The sequence below is a fragment of the Paenibacillus odorifer genome (assembly GCF_000758725.1).
Classification (GTDB): domain Bacteria; phylum Bacillota; class Bacilli; order Paenibacillales; family Paenibacillaceae; genus Paenibacillus_AQ; species Paenibacillus_AQ odorifer.
Genome location: NZ_CP009428.1, coordinates 4,654,524 through 4,677,138 on the forward strand (window position 1 = coordinate 4,654,524; position 22,615 = coordinate 4,677,138).

The 22,615-nt window shown below is 44.3% G+C and carries 17 protein-coding genes, 1 pseudogene and 1 riboswitch; of the genes and pseudogenes, 4 read left to right on the forward strand and 14 right to left on the reverse strand.

Translation table 11 applies throughout. From position 1 onward, the window contains the following. Positions 1 to 10: 10 nt before the first annotated feature. The 4 genes from PODO_RS20375 to mscL form a co-directional block, all read right to left on the reverse strand. Positions 11 to 1,264: a bifunctional 3,4-dihydroxy-2-butanone-4-phosphate synthase/GTP cyclohydrolase II gene (locus PODO_RS20375; RefSeq protein ID WP_052097196.1), complete on the reverse strand. Its 1,254-nt coding sequence runs from the start codon at positions 1,262 to 1,264 to the stop codon at positions 11 to 13. Between the two features lie 62 nt (positions 1,265 to 1,326). Further along, positions 1,327 to 1,995: a riboflavin synthase gene (locus PODO_RS20380; RefSeq protein WP_036676145.1), complete on the reverse strand. Its 669-nt coding sequence runs from the start codon at positions 1,993 to 1,995 to the stop codon at positions 1,327 to 1,329. Between the two features lie 55 nt (positions 1,996 to 2,050). Beyond that, on the reverse strand, positions 2,051 to 3,151 hold the full coding sequence (gene ribD / locus PODO_RS20385; RefSeq protein WP_038572450.1) for a bifunctional diaminohydroxyphosphoribosylaminopyrimidine deaminase/5-amino-6-(5-phosphoribosylamino)uracil reductase RibD: 1,101 nt from the start codon (positions 3,149 to 3,151) through the stop codon (positions 2,051 to 2,053). A gap of 219 nt (positions 3,152 to 3,370) precedes the next feature. Then, a riboswitch (FMN riboswitch) is annotated at positions 3,371 to 3,544 on the reverse strand. A 188-nt stretch (positions 3,545 to 3,732) separates the two neighbouring features. After that, positions 3,733 to 4,128: a large-conductance mechanosensitive channel protein MscL gene (gene mscL, locus PODO_RS20390; RefSeq protein WP_036676141.1), complete on the reverse strand. Its 396-nt coding sequence runs from the start codon at positions 4,126 to 4,128 to the stop codon at positions 3,733 to 3,735. Positions 4,129 to 4,589: 461 nt separating this feature from the next. Between mscL and PODO_RS20395 the strand changes: the two genes are divergently transcribed. The 3 genes and pseudogenes from PODO_RS20395 to PODO_RS32345 all read left to right on the forward strand — a co-directional run. Next, on the forward strand, positions 4,590 to 5,300 hold the full coding sequence (locus tag PODO_RS20395; protein ID WP_036676140.1) for a response regulator transcription factor: 711 nt from the start codon (positions 4,590 to 4,592) through the stop codon (positions 5,298 to 5,300). Further along, positions 5,297 to 6,400 (forward strand): sensor histidine kinase, encoded by a 1,104-nt coding sequence (locus tag PODO_RS20400; protein WP_038572451.1) that lies wholly within the window; start codon positions 5,297 to 5,299, stop codon positions 6,398 to 6,400. The genes PODO_RS20395 and PODO_RS20400 overlap by 4 nt, the downstream gene beginning before the upstream one ends. Before the next feature lie 232 nt (positions 6,401 to 6,632). Beyond that, a pseudogene (locus PODO_RS32345) lies at positions 6,633 to 6,827 on the forward strand (stalk domain-containing protein); the annotation flags it as partial. A 16-nt stretch (positions 6,828 to 6,843) separates the two neighbouring features. On the opposite strand, the gene PODO_RS20405 reads toward PODO_RS32345, so the two are convergent. Then, positions 6,844 to 10,341: an LPXTG cell wall anchor domain-containing protein gene (locus PODO_RS20405; RefSeq protein WP_052097198.1), complete on the reverse strand. Its 3,498-nt coding sequence runs from the start codon at positions 10,339 to 10,341 to the stop codon at positions 6,844 to 6,846. 243 nt (positions 10,342 to 10,584) lie between these two features. On the opposite strand from PODO_RS20405, the gene PODO_RS20410 reads away from it, so the two are divergent. Then, a complete protein-coding gene (locus PODO_RS20410) occupies positions 10,585 to 11,340 on the forward strand; it encodes a YwaF family protein (RefSeq protein ID WP_036676136.1) in 756 nt (251 codons plus the stop codon). Between the two features lie 55 nt (positions 11,341 to 11,395). Here the strand turns inward: PODO_RS20410 and PODO_RS20415 are convergent, their stop codons facing one another. The 9 genes from PODO_RS20415 to PODO_RS20455 form a co-directional block, all read right to left on the reverse strand. Further along, complete coding sequence (locus PODO_RS20415; protein ID WP_036676135.1) at positions 11,396 to 11,827, reverse strand: peptidylprolyl isomerase; 432 nt, start codon at positions 11,825 to 11,827, stop codon at positions 11,396 to 11,398. 145 nt (positions 11,828 to 11,972) lie between these two features. Further along, on the reverse strand, positions 11,973 to 13,307 hold the full coding sequence (gene lysA, locus PODO_RS20420; protein ID WP_038572453.1) for a diaminopimelate decarboxylase: 1,335 nt from the start codon (positions 13,305 to 13,307) through the stop codon (positions 11,973 to 11,975). Between the two features lie 126 nt (positions 13,308 to 13,433). Further along, positions 13,434 to 15,134: a spore germination protein gene (locus PODO_RS20425; protein WP_036676370.1), complete on the reverse strand. Its 1,701-nt coding sequence runs from the start codon at positions 15,132 to 15,134 to the stop codon at positions 13,434 to 13,436. A gap of 573 nt (positions 15,135 to 15,707) precedes the next feature. Next, positions 15,708 to 16,133, reverse strand: coding sequence for a stage V sporulation protein AB (locus PODO_RS20430; protein ID WP_036676132.1), 426 nt, complete (start codon positions 16,131 to 16,133; stop codon positions 15,708 to 15,710). A gap of 2 nt (positions 16,134 to 16,135) precedes the next feature. Further along, positions 16,136 to 16,792, reverse strand: coding sequence for a stage V sporulation protein AA (locus tag PODO_RS20435; RefSeq protein ID WP_036676129.1), 657 nt, complete (start codon positions 16,790 to 16,792; stop codon positions 16,136 to 16,138). 318 nt (positions 16,793 to 17,110) lie between these two features. Beyond that, positions 17,111 to 17,989: a carbohydrate ABC transporter permease gene (locus PODO_RS20440; RefSeq protein WP_036676128.1), complete on the reverse strand. Its 879-nt coding sequence runs from the start codon at positions 17,987 to 17,989 to the stop codon at positions 17,111 to 17,113. A 27-nt stretch (positions 17,990 to 18,016) separates the two neighbouring features. Beyond that, a complete protein-coding gene (locus PODO_RS20445; RefSeq protein ID WP_036676126.1) occupies positions 18,017 to 18,907 on the reverse strand; it encodes an ABC transporter permease in 891 nt (296 codons plus the stop codon). 233 nt (positions 18,908 to 19,140) lie between these two features. Continuing rightward, positions 19,141 to 20,859: a type 2 periplasmic-binding domain-containing protein gene (locus tag PODO_RS20450; protein WP_038572454.1), complete on the reverse strand. Its 1,719-nt coding sequence runs from the start codon at positions 20,857 to 20,859 to the stop codon at positions 19,141 to 19,143. Positions 20,860 to 20,966: 107 nt separating this feature from the next. Continuing rightward, positions 20,967 to 22,607, reverse strand: coding sequence for a response regulator (locus tag PODO_RS20455; protein WP_038572455.1), 1,641 nt, complete (start codon positions 22,605 to 22,607; stop codon positions 20,967 to 20,969). Positions 22,608 to 22,615 lie beyond the last annotated feature (8 nt).

Here is a 22,615-nt window from a genome sequence, read left to right on the forward strand (position 1 = left end):
TAATGTATGGTTAAGCTTTCGAATCCTCATTTTGTTCAATATCGTCAAAAGACAGCATATGTCCAAGCTTCGCTTGCTTCGTGTGGAGATAGTTGGTATTGTCCTTGTTCTCCGGCATTTGTATCGGCACGCGCTCAACGACTTCCAATCCATAACCCTCCAGCCCTTTGATCTTACGCGGGTTGTTCGTGAGCAGACGGATTTGGCGCACACCCAGATCCTTCAGAATCTGTGCTCCAATTCCATAGTCACGCAGATCTGCTGGAAAACCAAGCTTTAGATTCGCATCTACAGTGTCAAGTCCTTCCTCTTGCAGCTTGTAAGCCCGAAGCTTATTGATAAGGCCAATGCCTCTGCCTTCTTGGCGCATATAGAGCAACACGCCCCTGCCGGCAGTTTCGATCTGCCGCAGTGCAGCTTCAAATTGCGGGCCGCAATCGCAACGATGGGAGTGGAATACATCACCCGTCAGGCATTCGGAATGAACACGTACAAGTACTGGCTCATCGCCGGAAATATCTCCTTTTACCAAAGCTACATGCTCTTTATCATCGACTTCATTTGTATAAGCAATGGTCTGGAAATCCCCAAAATCGGTAGGAAGACGTACTGAAACCTCGCGAGTAACGAGTTGTTCTTTTTCATTGCGATAATGAATAAGATCCTTGATACTGATCAGCTTAAGATCATGCTTGCGGGCAATTTCGATTAGATCAGGTAAGCGGGCCATTGAGCCATCTTCCTTGATAATCTCGCAAATGACACTGGCTGGATAAGCGCCACACATCCGCGCTAGATCAACAGCAGCCTCCGTATGTCCGGAGCGGCGCAGAACGCCACCTTTTTTCGCAATCAGCGGGAACATATGCCCCGGTCTGCGGAAATCAGCAGGTTTCGCTTTTGGATCGATCATGGCCTTAACGGTCAAAGATCTTTCCCCCGCAGAGATCCCAGTGGTTGCATCAATATGGTCAACAGATACGGTAAAAGCCGTACCGTGATTATCGGTATTGTGGGTTACCATGGCTTGCAGTTCAAGTTCTGCCGCACGCTCCTGGGTAATAGGCATACAAACCAATCCACGTCCCTCAGTAATCATAAAATTGATGACCTCTGGTGTCGCCCGTTCAGCAAGGGCTATAAAATCCCCTTCATTCTCACGATCTTCATCATCCACTACAATGATGACTTTACCGCGCATTAAGTCATAAATCGCATCTTCAATCGGATCCAAGACACTTTCCTTTTTCGATTGCTCGCTCATGATCCTATCCTCCTAAAAGCTTTACGAAAGATTATTCCCTTCTTCGTAAGCAAACTCTTTATTTAAACAAACCCGTTCGCCGCCAAAAAATCATGACTAATCCCGGAGCGGCTCTCGCCTTCTTCATCTTGGGCGGCTGAGCCATAATGCAATAAATGATCTACATATTTGCCAAGTACGTCACACTCGATATTTACACTATCCCCGGCCCGTTTGTGCGTCAGAACTGTTTCCCCTAACGTATGCGGAATAATGGACACTGCCAGCGATGAGGCCGTAGTCTTCACTACAGTTAAACTAATGCCGTCGATTGTGATCGATCCCTTAGGGATAATATATTTAAATAGTGATTTACGATCCGGTGCAATCTCGAATACGACAGCATTTTGATCACGTTTTACACTCTTAATAATGCCAGTGCCATCAACATGTCCTTGAACAATATGTCCTCCAAAACGCCCGCCAGCTGCCATCGCTCGTTCCAGATTCATCCGGCTGCCGGGCTTCAGTTCCTTCAGGTTGCTATTCCGGTAGGTCTGCGGCATTACATCCACTGTAAAGGAATGATCGCCCAAAGTTGTCGCCGTGAGGCAAACCCCATTGACGGACACACTGTCACCGATTTTTAGATCATCCATGATGACCGAAGCGGCAATATTCAGCACCATCATTTCCCCACCGGCGGAGACACTGCGCAAAACACCAACCTCTTCAATTAATCCGGTGAACATGATATCCCTCCTAAAAAGCATTACTTCCTCAAATTCACTTCTTGCATAGCTTTTGTTAGCGTACCGGAGTACCGCTGATACATACATTATCTCCTAGCACTTTTACTTCCAATCCTTCAAGTGAGATCGCATCCTTCATCAGTTCTACACCCGGGAATACGAAAGTCCCTTTCGCTTCTGCACCACCACCGACAATTTTTGGAGCGAAGAAGAGAATCACACGATCCACTAGCCCGCTTTCCAGCATCGCACCGTTCAGCGTTCCCCCGCCTTCAAGCAAAATAGAGCCAATTTCCATTTCGCCAAGGGATATCATGGCCGCCTTCAGATCCACTCTTGGACCTGCTCCGCACACAACGATTTGAACACCTGCTTTCAGCAGTGCAGCCTTCTTAGCAGGATCTGCAGCATCGGTTGTTACAATAAGAGTAGGCGCTAGGCCATCACATACAACTGCCGAATCCAGAGGAATACGTAGCCCGGAATCAATGATGATCCGCGTCGGGTTAATGCCAGGCACTTCTGTTCTTGTTGTCAGAGAGGGATTATCAGCAATCACTGTATTCACACCGACCATGATGCCCTGATGCCGATGCCGCAGCGTATGTACGATCTCCCGCGCTTCCCCATTCGAAATCCATTTACTGTCACCAGATTTGGTAGCCAGATTGCCATCAAGAGTGCTAGCACTCTTCAGCGTAACAAAAGGTTGTTTTGTCAAAATATATTTGATAAAACGCTCATTCAATCGAAGCGCGCGATCACGCAGCAAACCAACTTCGACCTCAATCCCTTGGTCACGCAGCATTTGGATTCCTCTTCCTGCCACCTGAGGATTCGGGTCTTCACAAGCAACTACAACCCTAGCTACCCCTTCATCGATCAGCCTTTGGCTGCAAGGTGGAGTTTTTCCATAATGGCTGCACGGTTCTAGTGTGACATATGCGGTACTGCCCTGTGCCTGCCCAGCTGCCATATTCAAAGCGTGCACCTCGGCATGCCCCGTACCGCGCTGCAAATGAGTTCCGAGTCCAATCATTGCTCCATTCTTCACCACAACGCAGCCAACAACAGGGTTAATTCCCGTTTGCCCTTGGGCACGTTCTGCCATATCCAATGCTAGCGACATATAAAACTCATCATTCATGTTCTCCATCTCTTCCTCCTATCCACTGCTGTCTATTCTTAAGCTAAAAAAAACAGAAAAACCCATCTCATTCTCCAGGAGGAGTTCAAGATGGGTTATGCGAGAGTTAATCGGCAGTCCAAATAAAAGTGTGCTTAAATAGCCGTCAATCGACGGGTATTGTGAAATATCGCACATAATTATATGAAAACACTGCGATCCGCCAGTCCATTGCAGACAAGCGGTCAACCTCTCCTTCTTCCATCCAGACTATACTGTCGGTCCCGGAATTTCACCAGGTCCACCGTTCGCGTCAACAACGCGAGCCGGGTAGCGGACTGAGCACTGTAGATGAACTTAATAAGTTACTTCTACAACAGCATCACCGCCGGTAGGGAATTACACCCTGCCCTGAAGGATTGATCCTTTATTTAATTGAGGTTCAAGTTTTCCTTACTAACAAAATTATCACTTACACCAGCGAAATGCAAGTGCGTTTATTATATTTACTTAAAATTTGTAACTAGATTATAGATTGTACTGAGTTTATAAAAGGAAACCAAGAAGCGCCAGGGCAAGGACTCCTGGCGCTTCTTGGTTATATTTCATGATTACAAACCACGTTCTTGTTGTTTCAAAAGATCACGAATTTCCGTAAGCAGCACGATATCCTCTGCAGGTGCTGGAGTCTCCACCACTTCAACTTTAACGGCTTCTTTACGCTGAAATTTATTGGCCAGCTTGATAACCAGAAAAATGGAAAATGAAATAATAAAGAAATCCACAACCGATTGTAAAAATAGTCCATAAGGTATTTTCAGGTCCGTACTGACTTCAAGCACCCGATCCTTCAAATCTATCCCACCAGTAAGCAAACCTGCAATTGGCATAATAATGTCATTTACTAATGAAGTTACAATCTTTCCGAATGCAGCTCCAATAATGACCGCAACCGCTAAATCAAGAACATTTCCTTTCAAGGCAAAAGCTTTAAATTCCTTCCACATATTCCAAATTACCCCCAACATATTTAATTTGAAATTATTATAGCATAGTAGCTTCCTAAATTCTTAAGACTTGTTAAGAAACTATTAAGTTTCCCTTTACTTTTATCTGCCAGCGTTGTTAAGAAGTCTCCTGTTAAATAGGGTTTAAGCACTACAAGGAAGGAAGATTTCTATCATGACAACTCTTAAAAAAGATTCCAGAACTGCATGTTAGGGGCATGGCTGGGAATGTATTATCCACAGATCAAAACATGGATTGAGGCACAGCGATCAGAGCAAGCTAAAAAGAAAAAACAAACTGGCATAATGCTGTGGGCGATTTGGTCTTTTATTCCACTAATTTATGAGCTGCTATACAGTTCCTTTGCCTTCACCGGTCTTCAAATGAGGCTTCCAAACAAGAAAATGTTGTATACTTCTTATAGCAAGATTGCTTTACAAGCAAGAAAGGACGCTGAGAAATGCACAACGCAACGCTGCTATTGGTGGACGACGAAGCCGAGATTATTAAACTAATGCAGATCTATCTGGAGAACGAGGGCTACCGGCTGTTAACTGCCAGAGACGGGCTGGAAGCACTCGAAATTATCAATAGAGAGACTATAGACCTAATGGTTCTTGATATCATGATGCCTAATATGGACGGCATTGAGGCTTGTATTAAAATTCGTGAAACGCAAAAATTTCCGATCATCATGTTATCTGCTAAAGGGCAGGAACTTGATAAAATCACCGGACTTAGCGTAGGTGCAGATGATTATGTTACGAAACCTTTTAGTCCGCTGGAGTTAGTTGCCCGTGTTAAATCCCAGCTGCGCAGAACTCGAAATTACATGGCAGATCTAAACGCCAAACAGGATGAAATCATCATTGATGGCTTGGTTATTAATTCGGTTACGCATGAAGTTAGTGTGGATGATCAGCCAGTTAAACTTACCCCGCGAGAATTTGCGATTCTAGAGCTGCTCGCCCGTAATAGAGGACAAGTCCTAAGCATGGAGCAGATCTACGCCAAAGTATGGAAAGAACAATTCCTGGAAAGCACCAATACACTCATGGTGCATATTCGTAAAATCAGAGAAAAAATAGAAGAAGATCCGCGTAAACCACAATACTTAAAAACGGTATGGGGCGTTGGCTACAAACTGGAAAAAGGAGGTCCTTCTAGTTGAACTTTAAACGATTCGATACCCTATCCTGGAAAATAGTTGGCTTCAGCTTAACAAGCCTAGCACTCACCGCTTTAATCTTAATGGGCAGCTATTATGGCACTTCACTATTGCTGTGGTTAAATCCTTCGCGCTCCTTTTGGGGAGTCAGACTCATTCTCTGGGTGATCAATACTATTGGATCGACGCCAGTTGTAATTCTTATAGGGATTCCTTTATTTATTTTTTTCATCCTAAAACTGTCCAGAAATACAACTAAGAATCTTCATAACATTACGAGCGGAGTTCAGGCCATTGCGGATGGCAATTTGTCTTTCAAGGTGCCGGTATCAGGTACGGATGAACTCGGAAAGCTCGCTGAAAATATGAACACAATGGCTAGCAAGCTAAAATCTGCTATAGAGGAAGAACGAGCCGCTGCAAAAGCCAAAAATGACCTAATCACAGGTGTGTCCCATGACCTCCGAACCCCACTAACCTCTGTTCTCGGATTCCTTGAATATGTGGAGAGGGATCGTTATAAAAACGAGGTTGAGCTGCGTTATTATGTGAATATTGCCTATGAGAAATCTCTGACTCTTAAAAAGCTAATCGACGATTTATTTGAATACACACGCGTCAGCAGCAGCGGATTACCGCTAAATATTGAGCCTGTAGATCTCGGCAAGCTGCTCGAACAGCTGATTGAGGAATTTGCACCCGTACTGGAACAAGCAGATATGATCTACCGCATTCATACGGATACAGCTCCTCTGATCATCAACGGAGATGCGGACGAGCTGGTGCGATTGTATGAGAACCTATTTACCAATGCCGTAAGATACGGAAAGGAAGGAAAAATTCTAGACATTTCTGTTGTTAGAAAAGACGGTAGAATAGTTGCTGTATGTACGAATTATGGTACTCCTATCCCTGCATCCGACCTCCCCCACTTATTTAAACGCTTTTATCGTGTCGATAAATCCCGCTCCCGAGAGACAGGCGGAAGTGGCTTAGGGCTCGCCATAGCCAAGAGTATTGCAGAGCTTCACGGCGGAACCATTACAGCCAAAAGCACACGCAAACAAACTGAATTTGAAACCTCTTTCCCTGTGAGCGAATAATGCTTGCAGGGATTTTTTGTACAATCTCATCCATTAAGAAAATGATAAGATTTCATAACATAAAGCCTTAAGATCTCTGACTTATAGTGATTTCATACCAAATCTGCTATAAGTGAGGAATTCCTCTAATATTATTATCCATCTTATTTAACTATGCTAGGGGCCATTTCATTCATACCGCGACAGCTAAGCATCGCCGACCGCTACTGATCTTTAGCTTAAGCACGCCGAGAACACCGTTACTATGACTGTGGGCAGTGTCAAAGCACTCGTGAACGGGAAAGCTCTCACCATTGATGCTGCGCCGCTACTCCCAGGAGGAAAAGTTTTAGTCCCGGTACACTTAAGAATCAGCCATAAAATTTTCAAAAAAAGCACAAAAGCACCCGGCATTTATCATGCTGGGTGCTTTTGCATAAAATCTTAAATCACACTAATCTCAATCACTCCGTCTTACCCCTACGTCTAAATACTCGGTTCAAAACAAAGCCTATCGTTATCAACCCAATTCCCGACAGATACAGTGGCATTGGACTATTCTCACCTGTCTTCGGCAGCTGAGGAGCAACCGAAATGCTATTGTTCACCGTACCCTTTGGTACTTCTTCATCGGCGATATCAACTTCTCCTAAAGGAATTTCATCTTCGGTTATCTCTTGCTCAGGAATTCCCTCATCGGTTGATGTCGCGGATCCTAGATCGGCGGCAATTCCAGGACCAGCAGGAACAGCTGGATCATTAATAATTACCCCTGGTACGGGCGAACTTGTAGACGTGGGTACCACCGAACCTCCAGATGTGCTGCTTGTAGGGATTGGTGTAGGTGCAGCAGTCGCTTCTGGTGATGGAGAAACCGTCGGTTCTGGCGTTGTTGATGGTGCAGGTGTTACGGTTGGCTCTGGTGTTGTTGTTGGAGCATCGGTTGGCTCTGGTGTTGTTGTTGGAGCATCGGTTGGTTCTGGTGTTGCCGTAGGCGTTGGCTCCACTGCTTTTTGATTCGTAATCACCAGTTGAATCGCTGACGAGGAACGAATCTCCACTGGATGCTCGGATGTATCGAGCACGTAACCATTTGGAGCTGCTGTCTCCACCAATACATAGCTACCCAGCCATATTTTATTGAATGTAGCTGTACCCTCTGCATCTGTAGTTAGACTGTTAATCAATACACGTTCCGCTCCATTTAGTCGATACAATGCAAAAGTCGCATCACCAAGCGCTTTTAAGTTATCTGCAGCATCTAGCTTCTTAATATTGAGGGTGCCTCTAACCCCGCTGCCTGTGCCAGAACCGCTGGAGACCCCGACAATAATTTCTTTGGAGGTCTCTTTACTTATTTCGCTGCCGTTAAAACCACTGAAATGTACAGTATTTATTACTTTGTCTCCAGTGTTAGCCACAATCAGGGATTGATATTCGAGAATGTAAGCCCTGCTGATTTCCTTGGCAAAGCTTAACTCAAAGGATTGTTTTCCATCGGCATCCGTTGTAATAACTACGCTATAATCAATACCCTGAATCAATTCAGGGCCGCTTTTCGTGATATCTCCGTTCACAGCTACAGCCGTAGGATATAGATGGAATGAATTCTGCAGCAAAATTTGATTAGCACTAGGAGTATCTTTGATTAAAGCATCCTTTACAGTAGACTGCCCCCGGTTAATTTGCAGGCTCCAGTCGATTTTATCCCCGTTTTGTGTACCGTCCTTCAGCACATAATCCTCTCCAAAAGGAATTTTTACGGAGGCGGTCAAATCTTTGGAAACCATTTTTGTTCCATCATAGAGAGTAGCTTTATTATCAATAGTAGTGCCTATTATTTGCCCTTCAAGACTTGTGTTAAATTCAATGTAGAAAGCGGAGTTAATCTTTTCTGTAAAAATAACCTTTAATTCATTATCGCTATTTACGCTGTGGGTATATTTATTAGGATTCACTTCTGTACCCATGGTAGGGTCACCATTCTTTGCAATATTCATAGTGTAAACTTTAAGTGAACCAGGAACCAAGGTCTGGCCTGATTTTAAAATATCTGCAAGCGCCGGAGCTTCGAGGGTTTTGCCGTTATAATTGGCGCCTATCGTCCAAGTAATTTCTTTAGTTGAAGCATCGTAGGCTCCCCCTTTAAATCCATTGTTTTTCGCTTCAGGTCTAGGAATGAATAACCCTTCTGCTTCTATCGTGCGTAAGGCTTCAGTAGAGTCCATCCAGTCTAAGCGAACTTTGTTGTTGAAATTTTCAGTTTTAGCCCAAATCCAATCCTTGTTAAATTCTGTAGAATAGCTAATCGTGTAAAGTCCAGATATTGGTGAATTAAACACTACCTTGAAGCCTTTATTAGGCTCGACAGGTAAGTTGTATACTAGATTATAGTTATTCGGATTTAAAACATTTCCATTCAGATTTCTAATCACCAGTGATTCCGGAATAAACTTTAGGCCGCCAAATGGGAAGGATTCGGTAACTGCAACATGGCTCATCGGGTAATTGTCACTATTCAATGTGACCTTCCAGCCCAATGTTTTATTCTGATAATCTACGGTTGATAAAGTCTTATAAAGAATGGAAGACCGGATTAATCGGGTAGCCTGATTACTATACGTACTATCGGAGACTGTATTAGTTATGGTGACATCCTCAAACACGCGCTTTATCGCTTTTGTCTTATATTCGATTCGATATGGTGAAGTAACATCGTGTACAAATTGCAATACAAATCCAGCCTTATGAACGTCTGAGGTGGAAACAACCGTGTAGTCAACATCCTTTGTCAAAACATTGCCTAACGTTGCACCACCGGAAGAATCCAGCTGCACAGCATATACTTTTAATGAATCGGCTACCAGCTCTTGAGAATCATCGAACAAATCTGTTAACACAGCGTTTCCTTGCGGGATGTTCTTTTCACTGTAGTTATATTCAATTGCCCAGGAAATGATCTGCTTGCCCCCATCATAGCTTGTGGAATACTTTTTCAAGCTTCCTCCACGTTCTACACTCACTGTGGCAGAGGAGCTGGCAGGCTCTTGCCCATCTCCTGAAAAAGTTGCAGTATTGGTGAAGCTTAGCTGATGGTCATTAGTAATCCCTGTGGAATATACAATACGGTAAGCCTCTTTAATCACAGGCTCCGTAAAACGGACAATCAGTGACCCTCCGGAGAGCTCTGCAGAGTATTTGCTTGTGTCGAGCAATGCTCCTTCCGTTACTGAACCATCCAATTGAATGCTCAGTTGATACACGCTCACAGTGACTGGAGTATTTAATGATAAGCCTGAAGGGATGGGGTCCGTCACAATGGCATTCCCCACGGCTTCCAAAGACTTATTGACATCAACAGTCCATAATATTTGGTTCGCATTGAAGCCTTCGGGAATACCTCTCTTCTCTATGGTCGATCCAACACTTGGCTTAAAATTCACTGTCACTGTCTGAACGCCACCGCTCACGGGAAATAAAATATTCTGAATAGTACTGCCCGAGATTTTCTGTTTATCGAATTTAGTATTTAACCGCAGCGTTCCCTGCACGTCATCATGCATTTCTATGTAGTCATTAAAAGTCATTATCACTTCATGTGAATTTTGCCTGACTTCAAAGCTCCCTACATCTCCATCCTCAGAGACTAAGGGTCCGTTAAAATCATTAAATAGCTGGAACTGTTCCGGTAGCTGAAAAGTAAAAGTGTCGCCCTGCTTGTAATTATGATTTTTAGGAAGAGACCAATTATAATCCAAGGTAACATTAGCATCTTGTTCGTATACGCTATTCGTGACTGTGATTCCATCCGGCCCGTAAACAGCCATCGAAACACTGGTGATGATATTTCTTTCGTCATCAATCGCAGCCGCTTTTACTTGCGGAGCAAATCCGATGCCATAGGCATATTGTGCCACAAGCATCAAAATAATGACCATTACACTTATTTTTTTCTTAAACATGTTCTTTTTGCCTCCATTTTCTTGTTCTAATTGTTTTCCACCCCTGTTTGTTCAAAAGCTTCATATGTAATTCCGCACCCAGCGCCCCATCTTATGTTAATATAATGAAAAGTCTTCCTTATGTGGTGGATTTGACAGAACATATACATATATACCCAATTTATGGATATCTAGAATCAATATTATTAAAATTCTCAAACTTTATTTTTGATGGATGTTTTCACGTTCAAAGGAGGTTTGTCTATGCAGCTTTCATCTTTTTTTGATCGCCAGCACGCGGAGGATTTCATCATGTTCTCATCTTCGCATTGGGTTGCGCTGTCTATCATTACGTTAAGTTGTCTACTGCTCTATGGCTTACGGTTTGAAATTCGTGCAGATTCAAGACTTCGGCAAAGTGTGCGTTTGCTGCTAATCATTCTACTTGTAGTCTCAGAAGCCGGGCTGCAAATGTGGTACATCTCTCAGAACATCTGGCGCTCCAGCTCCTCATTACCGTTCGAGCTCTGTGGAATCACTCTACTGCTGTCTATTATCATGTTAATTTCACGCAGTCGAACCCTTTATTCCTTTCTCTACTTTGCCGGGATCGGCGGAGCATTTATTGCTTTGCTTACCCCTAACCTAGTTTATCCGTTCCCTCATTTCCGCTTTCTCCTGTTTTTTATAGCTCATGGTTCTATTATTCTGGCGTCTCTTTATATGACCTGGATTGAGGGCTACAAGCCGACTTGGAGATCGTTACTCATCACCATGCTTGGCCTCAATATTGTGGCTGCCTGCATCTGGACTGCTAATTACTTCCTAGGCTCAAACTACATGTTCCTATCCCAGAAGCCTAGCACCTATTCCGTATTGGATTATTTTGGACCTTATCCTTATTACCTGCTTGTTGAAGAGCTGTTTGCCTTCACTGTGTTTCTTGCCATGTATTTGATATTCTTCTGGCTGCCAGAACGGCGCAATTCGCGGCGTACACAGGTTAGGCGGATTCTTTAACAACACAAAAAAACCAGCCCCGATATTCGGAGACTGGCTTTTTAACTATTAAATCTTAAGCTTCGATGATTTCTACCGAAGTCATTTTGTCGCGTCCTTTGAAAGCATCAACAAGATCCATGCCTTCTACTACTTTACCAAACACAGTGTGTACTCCATCCAAGTGTGGTTGTGGAGCGTAGCAGATGTAGAACTGGCTTCCGCCTGTGTTCTTACCCGCATGTGCCATAGCAAGTGTTCCGCGTTCGTGTTTGTTTGGGTTAATTTCGCAGTTGATTGTGTATCCTGGACCGCCAGATCCAGTTCCGTTAGGGCATCCGCCTTGAGCAACGAAACCAGGGATAACACGGTGGAATGTTAATCCGTTGTAGAAACCTTCTTTTGCCAGCTTTTCAAAGTTGGCTACAGTGTTAGGTGCATCTTGATCGAACAAGTCCAGCAGCACTACGCCGCCATTTTCTAGAGTGATTTTCGCTTGCTTTGCCATATGTAAATGACCCCTTTCAAAATTAACAAATTTAGAATACCTCAATTATATTACTATGAAACCACGCACAAAGCAAAGCAAGCAGGAGACTTTCCTGCTTGCTCTGTATGCTGCTCAACCTTACCCACCTTACAGCAGCAGGCTATTACTTAGCAACAACTGTCTGTTTGGCGATACGCTCTGGAACAATATCGTTGGCAATAAGATCAGTATAGCTTTCACGACGCACTACAAGATCGCTTTGTCCGTTCTGTACGAATACTAAAGCCGGACGGCGAAGACGGTTATAGTTGCTGGCCATGGAGTAATTGTACGCACCTGTGCAGGCTACAGCCAACAAATCGCCGCTTTCAGCCTTCGGCAGCTCTACATCCCAGATCAACATATCTCCGCTCTCGCAGCATTTACCAGCGATGGAGACAGTCTCAGTTGCGTCTTCGTTAGCACGGTTAGCAAGCAATGCCTCGTATTTAGACTGATACAAAGCAGGGCGTGGATTGTCGGTCATTCCACCATCAACAGCAACGTACTTACGCACGCCAGGAATGTCCTTGTTAGATCCTACAGTGTACAATGTAGTACCTGCATCTCCAACAATACTACGGCCCGGCTCCACCCAAATTTCCGGCAAAGCACTATAAATTCCCGCAAAATGAGTCTTCACTGCATCCGTAATCGCTGCAACATATTCAGAAACATGTAGTGGGGTATCTCCCTCAACATAACGAATGCCGAAACCTCCGCCAAGATTGACTACACGGAAGTCCACTTCCAAGCCTTCTTTAACACTGCGGGCAAAAGTTGCCACACGCTCAACAGCCAGCTGGAAACCATCGGTTTCAAAGATCTGCGAACCAATATGGGAATGCACACCAAGCAGCGTGATATTCTTTTTGCTGATTGCTGCTTTCACTGCTTCATAGGCCGATCCATTACCGATATCAAAACCGAATTTGGAATCCGTCTGGCCAGTTGCGGTATATTCATGAGTATGCGCTTCTACACCTGGTGTCACCCGCAATAAGATGTTCACATTAACTTCTTTACGTGCGGCAATGGACTGCAAAAGGTTAAGCTCTACCAGATTATCGACTACAAAGCAGCCGATTTTGGCATCAATCGCCATTTCAATCTCTTCAGATGTCTTATTGTTGCCATGAAAATGAATACGTTCTGCCGGGAAGCCAGCTTGCAAAGCTGTATATAGTTCGCCGTCAGATACAACATCCAGTGACAAACCTTCTTCATCAGCCAAACGAACCATTGCCATTACTGAAAACGCCTTGCTTGCGTAAGCTACTTGGAAACCAAGGCCGGAGGCTTTAAAAGCATCCATATATTCCCGGCAACGTTGTCTAACCAATTGCTCGTCCAATATATATAGCGGGGTTCCATATTCCGCTTTCAATTCAGTTACATCACATCCGCCGATCTCCAAATGCCCAGCATCGTTAATGCGGCTAGTACCGTGTAGAAACATTCTTTAGTCCTCCAATTTCTGTGGAATATCAAGGTTCCACCCTGTCTTAGTGTATTCAGTATAACAGACAGTGGGAACTCCATTGAATGGACTAATTTGCAGTAGTTTTGTATTTTCCTACGATTGTTACTCATTCTCTTGAGATGGCGGCATTCTGGTATTGTCTCTGGTTTTGTTAAAAGACGGTCTTTCCTTCGAACTTAGGACCGGTTTACGCAATAGAATTTCACTCATTGCCTTTGCATTAAAGGGTATAAACGGCCACATATATGAGGAGTTATAGGACCGATGAGTGGTTAAGAAGATAGTCAGCAACGTCGTGCCAATCATAAAGCCTGGTACCTGGAACGCCGCTACGGCAATTAATAACACAAGCCTGACTATACGATTCGCCAGACCCAGCTCATAACTCGGAGTCGCGAACATACCGATTGAGGCTACCGCCATATATAGTACTACTTCGTTTACAAACAGACCGCTCTGCACCGCTATATCACCAATCAATATGGCTGCAATCAGACCCATCGCTGAGCCTAAAGGTGTTGGGGTATGCACGGCGGCCATCCGCAGTAAATCAACCCCAAGCTCTACAATCAGAAACTGAGCGAGAATAGGAATTCTCGCTGTCTTTTGCGGCCCGATAAAATCCAGCATAGCAGGCTTTAACTCAGGATGGATAACAAGCAGCATCCATAACGGGAGCAGGAACATGGAGGCGAAGATGCCGATGAAACGGACCCACCGCAGATATGTCCCCATAAAAGGAGTCTGGCGATTCTCCTCCGCATGCTGGCAAAGATCAAAAAAGGTGGTCGGAAGAACAATTACAATGGGCGAGGTATCCACGAATAATATGACCCGTCCCTCCAATAAATTGGAGGCAACAACGTCAGGGCGTTCAGAATAACGCACCATAGGATAAGGGTTCCACCCTCCGCCGATAATCGCTTCCTCCAATTGCTTATCCGCCAGTGGAATACCATCGATATCGATGCTGTTGATTTTATCGATGACAGACGTAACCTGTGTTTTATCAACGATATCATCGATGTAAGCCACACAGACATCTGTCCGTGTCCGCCGTCCCACTTGAAACATTTCAAGCTTCAGCCCCGGATCACGTATCCGTCTTCTTACAAGTGAAATATTACTAAGCAGGGTTTCTGTAAAACCATCACGCGCACCACGTACCACCCGATCAATCGAGGGTTCATCAGGACTTCGCATTGGGTAAGATCGAGTATCCATTAGGATAACTTTGTTCTCACCCTCAATAAATAGTGCGCTCATTCCTTTTAATACTTTATCGAAACATTCACTTAATACACTACCCTCTTCAACTTGAATATGAGGGATGTATTCGTTCATAAAGCTACCTAACACACCTGCGGACAAATTTTCTGAAGAAAGGTAGGTTAGTCGTTTCAGAATTTCATCCGTTACATCTTCGTTGGTGAATCCGCTTAAACAGAGTAAAGCTGTCTTATGTCCCCCAAAGGACATTTCTCTAAACGTCACATCAAAACTTGATCCCAGTCCCATCACTTCGGTCAGCGTGTTTTTTGTTTCTTGTAGAGAACCTGGGATATGATCATTGCCTTGCCAATAAATAACGGATTCCTTTAATGAGTTAGAATGCTCACTATCGCGTTTGTCTTGCAGCTTATTTTTCCCTTTGTTCTGAGTCTGCTGCTTCGCCTGCTTCTTCGAAGGCTTCGGTTGAGCTTGAGAACCCTCCCCGGTTCCGGTACCGTTATCTATGCCTCCTGCTGCCTGAGCATTCTGATCCTGTGCCTCATCATCTGATTCCGAATCCTCTGAATCCATACCAAATAACCTGGCAAAAAAACCTTTACTCGGCTCATTGGGCTCCTGATTGCCGAGCTCATCCGATGCTTCTGCATCCTGCTGCCCTGTTCCCTGCTCCGCAGTGGCATCTGCTGCATCCTGCTGCCCTGTTCCCTGCTCCGCAGTGGCTTCCGCATCCTGCTGCCCTGTTCCCTGCTCCGCAGTGGCTTCCGCATCTTGCTGCCCTGTTCCCTGCTCCGCAGTGGCTTCCGCATCCTGCTGCCCTGTTCCCTGCTCCGCAGTGGCATCTGCTGCATCCTGCTGCTCTGTTCCCTGCTCCGCAGTTGCATCTGCGTCTTGCAGCTCAGTGCCTAATTCAGCTGACGCCTCTGCATCCTCCTGGTCTTGGCTAGTTTCAGTTGTTGTAGAATTTTCCGCTGAATCTTCACTTTCCCCGATAGCTGAAGCTCCTACAGGTTCTGTGTGATCTGCAACTAGATCCGCTGCAGTTGTCTTCATTGCTGCAGCAGCTGCAGCATTATCTTCCAGATGATCGTCTTCCGGTGCAGAATCACCGCTGTGAATAAACTTGCTCATTTCCTAACCCCCTGTTTACTGTCGGTATACAAACCAGTCGAACAAAGAACCCGCGACCTTCCCACTCACCATCGCCATTAACAGACCGAATAGATAATGTGTCATATTCAAGCGTTTAGCGAGTATCGGCAGCACATTTAATACCTCGGTCAATGCTGCAGCGAGCATCCCGACAAAAATCCCATCAAATAGTCCTACACCAAGTTCAACTAGAGGACCTGAGGTAATTTTCCAATTCCAAAAATCACTAACAGTACCTACTAAAGATCCACCTACCATCGCGCCTTCGTACCAATGAACTTTATCGTAAGAAGAGGTTAATTGCGCCAGACGCGGCACCATATCGAGCACAACAAATAGAGCGATCACTCCGCCGCCTACAGCAATACCACCCGCAATGCCCAGCAGCAAATTTAGTCCCAGTGCTATGGGTGCCGTCATCTTCAGTCCTCCGTATTCTCAGATTGGTTTTCACTTCGGCGCCTCATCTTGCTGTATTCCTCATTGATGACATATTGGTCGATGTTCTTCTGATACAGATACATTTCCACTTCCAGCGGAGTAGGCTCCTCGTTCCACTTCTTTTTAAATAAATGGTTGAAAAAAATGACCATCCCAAACCCGATGCCCAGAGAATAAGCAATCTGAAATATATAGGGATGCTCATCCCGATGACCCGTTAGCATCTCCACAATTCGAATTTGTACCTCCAGCATATTTACATCAGCATGAAAGTTCATAATCGTCAGAGCAGACCCAAAGAAAAGCAGCAGCCACACTAAAACAAACATCGCCACCGAAGGTTTCCGTCTCTCCACCTGACTCTCAATCTGTACAATCGTCCTCCCTTCACCGATCGGTTCAATGTCTGCATTCGGTATAAGTTCATATATCCGGGGGATAACCATCAACAGATCAATCAAAATCAGATTGCCGTCACTTTGCTCCGGCTTCATTAAGAGAATTGTCTCCAACGACTCTTTCAGCTCAGGCTCCGCTATCAAAAAAGCAATATCACCCAATGTGACACCTTTACCCTTGGGAACCATCACCCGATTTTTAAGCTGTATATAGATGGTGGGAGCAGAATGTTGTTTCATCCGCATTCCTCCTAAAGGTTATGGTGAAGCTCAGGTCCAAGATAACGGTAGTATGGGAGTAAAGCCTTATTTTTACTCTTGCTGCTCTGAATCAATTTCCTGAAATACTGAAATGTTGCTTGTTTATAGGTATCAGGAAAGGCCAATCCTTCTTCTGGAAATTAAAAAGAAGACAGCTCAAGGTAATTAACCTTAAGCTGTCTTCTTGTTTCTGCCAATTCATCAGTTAGATCGCAAGTAATCCAACATACCGTGCCTGTTCAATTTCATCCAGAAACGAAATATCCATTCCATTGATAAATGTAGTTGTCATCATTGCTACTCCTTTACAGAACCAAGTGTCATCCCTTTAACAAAATATTTTTGCAGGAAAGGATATACGATCAAAATTGGAGCGGCTCCGATAAATATTTGCGCGGCTCTCACCGTCGTCTGCGAGATCAGCTCCATTTCCTTTGGATTGATGCTCATGGAGCTCATATCCCGTTGAATGATAACCGTCTGCAGGAATGTCGCCAGTGGAAATTGTTTGGAATTATTCAAATACAATAGTCCATCGAACCAGGAGTTCCAATGAAATACCATGCTGAACAAGGCAATCGTAGCGATCGACGGCAGAGAAATCGGCAAGTAAATACTGAACAACGTACGGAAATGTCCGGCTCCGTCTATTAGCGAGGCCTCCTCCAGATCTTTTGGAATACCACGGAAGAAGTTCAGCATCAGAATCACCAAGAACGTATTTACCGCACCTGGCAGAACAAGTACCCAGAAGGAATCCATCAAACCGATCTTTTGAATCACAATGTAAAATGGAATCAATCCACCGTTGAACACCATACTGAAAACGAACAACCAAGAGTAGACATTACGGCCCTTGAAGGCTGAGTTTTCTTTGGACAACGGATAGGCTGCCAGAAAAGTAATTAAAAGTGTAAGTCCAGTCCCGAGTATGGTTCTTTGAACAGATACCCAGATGGAGTGTAGAAAGATTGGATTGTTTATTGTCTTTTTATAAGCTTCCAGAGAGAACTGCTTTGGCCATAACCCTACCAAATTGGCATCCGCTGCCGACTTCGCGCTAAAGGATACAGCCAGCACGTGAATCAAAGGTACAATACACATCAGTGCGAGCAGGATTAGAAAGCAAGTATTAAACACGTTGAATATACGATAACCTCTTGTTTTGTAATACATAAGTTGTCTCCCTCTTCCTTTGGTAGATTAGAAAATGCGATATCCTGCCCACTTCTTAGCCAAACTGTACGAGACGAGAATTAGGATCATACTGATGGCCGACTTAAACAGTCCGATTGCCGTACCAAAGCCCATCTCACCATTCAGAATAGCCGTGCGGTACACGAAGGTATCAATAATATCGCCTTTCTGATAGACCAGTGGATTGTAGAGGTTAAAAATCTGGTCAAACCCTGCGTTTAATACATTTCCGAGAGCCAAGGTACCTACCACCACAACCATTGGCAATAGAGATGGCATTGTGATAAAACGTGTCTGCTTCCAGCGGTTAGCGCCGTCTATTTCAGCAGCTTCATATAATGATGGATTGATTCCTGCTAGAGCAGCTAAGAAAACGATCGTATTATAACCAAATTCCTTCCACACATCTGTGAGAATAACTGTGAACCGGAACCAGTTGTTGTCGCCTAAGAAAAAGATTGGTTTGAAGCCCATGCTGCCTAAGATCTGATTGACAAAACCATCTGTAGCAAGCAAATCCAGCAAGATCCCGCCGAGAATAACCCAAGATAAAAAGTGAGGCAAGTATACCAGTGTCTGAATAGTACGCTGTATGTATACCTTGCGAATCTCATTTAACAAAATGGCGAATACAAACGGTACAGCCAGATTGAAAATCATTTTTAGAACAGCAATAATCAATGTATTCCAAATGACCTGCATACTGTCATTACGTTCAAATAGATAACGGAAATTGTCCAATCCAACCCATGCCGAGCCTGAAATTTTCAGCCATGGCTTATAATCCTGAAATGCCATCACAATCCCGCCCATTGGAATAAAGCTGAAGATGATCAGGAATATCATCGCCGGCAATAACATCAAGTGAAAAGGCCATGTTTTTTTTAGTGTTCTCATCCTTGGTCCCCCATATCGTGTCAAGTTCTTCTGTAACCATACTCAAATTATAGCAACGCCCGAATTCCTCAAATAGCGAGCAAAACCAATATATATGGTACAAAAGCAATCTCTTTATCACATTGAAAAAAGAGGACTTCAAACGCAAACAGGGACCCTCCCTAAAGCCTAATGCTACGGCTGAAGAGATGGTCCCGTTTACTGCTTTTTACTAGTCAAACTTAATCCAAACCTTATTTTACGCTGTCATACCATTCGTTAACTTCTTTAGTGATTTGATCGCCACCACCTGATTTCCAGGTCGCTACAAAGGAATCAAATGCATCCAGCGGTTTGTTGCCATAGATGATTTCATTAAACGTTTGGTTCTCAATTTTGTTCAGATAGTCCATCTTCGATTTCATAGTTTCGGTCGTAGGACCTGTGAACATATTCTTAAAAGATTTATCCTCTTGCGCCAGCAGAACTTTTGCAGCCGCAGGGGTGTCTTTACCATAATTCACAGCTACGTCCTTCTCCAGACGGGTTGTTGGCTCTGCGCCATCTGCCAGGTTAAGGAGTGCTTTCATTTGGGCATCCGGGATCCGGGCACCGTCACGAACCAGCATATAACGAACACTATTCACATAACCGCCAGCAATTTTATCATTTTCAATCATCTTGCCGTTCGCGTCTAGCTCATAGTCGTATCCTGCAAAAAGACCGTTATCCAGTTCACTGCCTGGCGTTGGATTAGCAAAGTTATCGAACAGATAGTTTTGATAAGTAAAGAAGGCTTCTGGATTTTTCATTTTCGTGCTGATCAAAGTTACACCGTTAGTGAATTGTGTGCCATGACGCATAACCTTTCCATCCGGACCCGCTGGAATTTCAATTGGAGCCCATACTGCATCTGGAGAGTTCTTCACGGTATCCTGAAGCGGCCAGCCGCTCATCCAGTAAGGACCCGGGAGAATCCCTGCTGTACCTGCAACTGCTGGTTCGGCAGTTTTGTTCTCATCCCAAAGAGCTGCTTCCTGAGGAATATAACCTTTCGCCAACCATTCCTTCAGTTTTTCGAGCCCTTGCTTCATGCCAGCATTTACAGAGCCGTATTCTAATTTACCATCAGCATCTAGATTCCATTGCTGTGGCAAGGTTCCGTAAGCACCAAAGATCCAAGAAGGGTCGCCCATCCAAGTGTTCATCGTTGTTTTAAAGCCGATACTAAGTGGAGTTACCTTGTCTGGTGCCAAGCCATCAGGGTTCTGATTCTTGAACGCATCCATCACTTTTTCCAGCTCATCGATCGTCTTCGGTGCTTGCATATTCAGCTTATCCAGCCAATCTTGGCGGATCCACAGAATGTAATCATGGTTATATGCATAATCGAGAACAGGCAGACCCATTCTTTTTCCATCACGGCTGTATTGGTTCCAAACGTTAGGATCCTGTGCCATCGCTTCTTTCCATGTATCTGAAGCATATTTATCAAACAAAGTTCCTACATCAGCATACATGCCGGAATCGATCAAATCCTGTGCAATTGTGTTGTCGGCTGTACCGATGGTTACGACATCAGGCATGTCCTGACCTGAAGACATGGATAAACGCAGCTTCGTACCAAATGCGCCGTTCGTATCTGTGATGGACCAAAGGGACTTAATGTTGATGCCGAATTTTTCTTTAGCCCATTTTGTAGCCACGTTATTCTCAATGCTTTCACCGTTTTTGAATTTAAGCTCAGGGTCCACGCCCCATGCGGTTGTAAATGTCACCTCAGGATCGTATTTATCCTTGTAGGCGTTTTCAGAATTGGAAGCTGTATTTGCAGTCGCTTCACCAGCTGTTTTATCTCCAGCAGTGTCTTTACTATTAGCAGCGTTATTGCCTGAACAGCCCGCAAGGCTACCCGCCAAAAGCATGCTCATACACAGGAGCGGCAGCCATCTTTTTCTCTTCATCGCGCTCATTTTGTTCCCCCTTGGATTCCATAAGTGTTGGTTACAATTTAATTATAGGGAACGATTCTAAGCCCGAATACGTCATTTAAACAAGGTTTCTGCACCTTTCTCAACCTCTATCCGTCCCGGAATTCATTTGGTGTCATATGGTAGTGTTTTTTGAACATCTTACTGAAATATTGCGGATTTTGATATCCAAGCTCAGAGGTGATTTCATAGATTTTTTTATTCGTATTTTTAAGCAGATAAAGTGCCCGTTCCATCCGCATCCGAATAATATAGTCCCCAAGCCCTTCCCCAGTCTCAGCCTTATAAATCTTGGACAAGTAGACAGGATGCAAATATACATGATCGGCAATGGTTTTGACGGACAGCTCATGACCCGAATGGTTTCCTACCAGCTCATGGACCTGCTTGATAATATAACTTTTCGTATTCTGATCGCTTTCGGATAGCTCCTTCTGAAGCTTATCGAGCATATCAAACGCCCATTCTTTAAGCTTATCAAAAGAAACAATAATACTCTGCGTCAACAACGGATCTAAAGCGTATTGGTCAATCTTGGAGATGAACTGGCCACTCTTATGCGCTATATACATAAATGCATTCGTTATCGATAGAAAGACCTCGTACAGATGTTCACTAGAAAACCGTGCATTCTCCATATCCCGGAACACGTCAGCAATTTTTTGCCTTGCTGTATCCCATTGTTTGGATTCCAGCAGATGAATGAGTGTAGGTGGACGATAAAGACATTCGAGCGATTTGATGCTCATCGTCTCCTGATGCTGGCGATCATCCAAAAACAGCACGGAACTGGATTCATCATGTGCTGCCAAATACATCGAGCTAAGGCCGCTTCGATAGGCAGCCGTCATCCCCTCTGGAAAGGTGAACCACTCCGTTACAATCAGTGAAATCTCACCCTTGAGGTAATTGCTTACACTAATTTGGAAATTCGCGATCACCGCTTTTAGGACTTGCTGCCTTGCAGCTTCATAGTTAGCCATTTGCTCCAATCTCTGCTGAACTGCCGGCTTTAATTCAACAAGCAGAATCAAGCAATCATGCGGCGCTTTGCAGAACCAGACATGGAACTGCTCCTTAAAAAGCTCCTCGGCAATGTTACCGATCGCATATTCCATTAGAGAAACCGAATGGTGATCCATGGCGGCATAATGTTTACCAAGCTGAATCAGCAGCATCGCCGCTTCAGCGTCCGGCTGGAAGGAGATTTCATATTCCTTCAGCTTAATGGCCAGCGTCCGCTCGGACAGCACCCTGCCGAGAAGCAATTCGTGCATCAGATTAGCCCGCAAAACACTGTAATCGGCTTTGCGATTATACAGCAGCAAATGATATCTATCATGGGCTTCCCATTCATCTTTCAAAGATTCAATCGCACCGGATACGCTTTTGATAAACTCATCATCACTTACCGGCTTCAAAATATAATCAAATGCCTGCAGTTGAATAGCTTTTTTCGCATATTGAAAATCGGAATAACCCGTCAATAAAATGGACCGAATATTTGGCCATTTCTCGCCTACGGCTTCGATTAATTGCAGGCCAGTCATTCCTGGCATTGAAATATCAGTAACCATAATATCTATAGCCTGCTGTTCCATAATTTGCAGAGCTTCAGCACCCGATGCCGCTTGATGCACCTGCTTCACCCCGATTTCAGCCCATGGAATAGTACGGGCTAAACTTTCCGTAACATAGGGCTCATCATCAACTAACAACAGCTCTATCATTCTTTCCC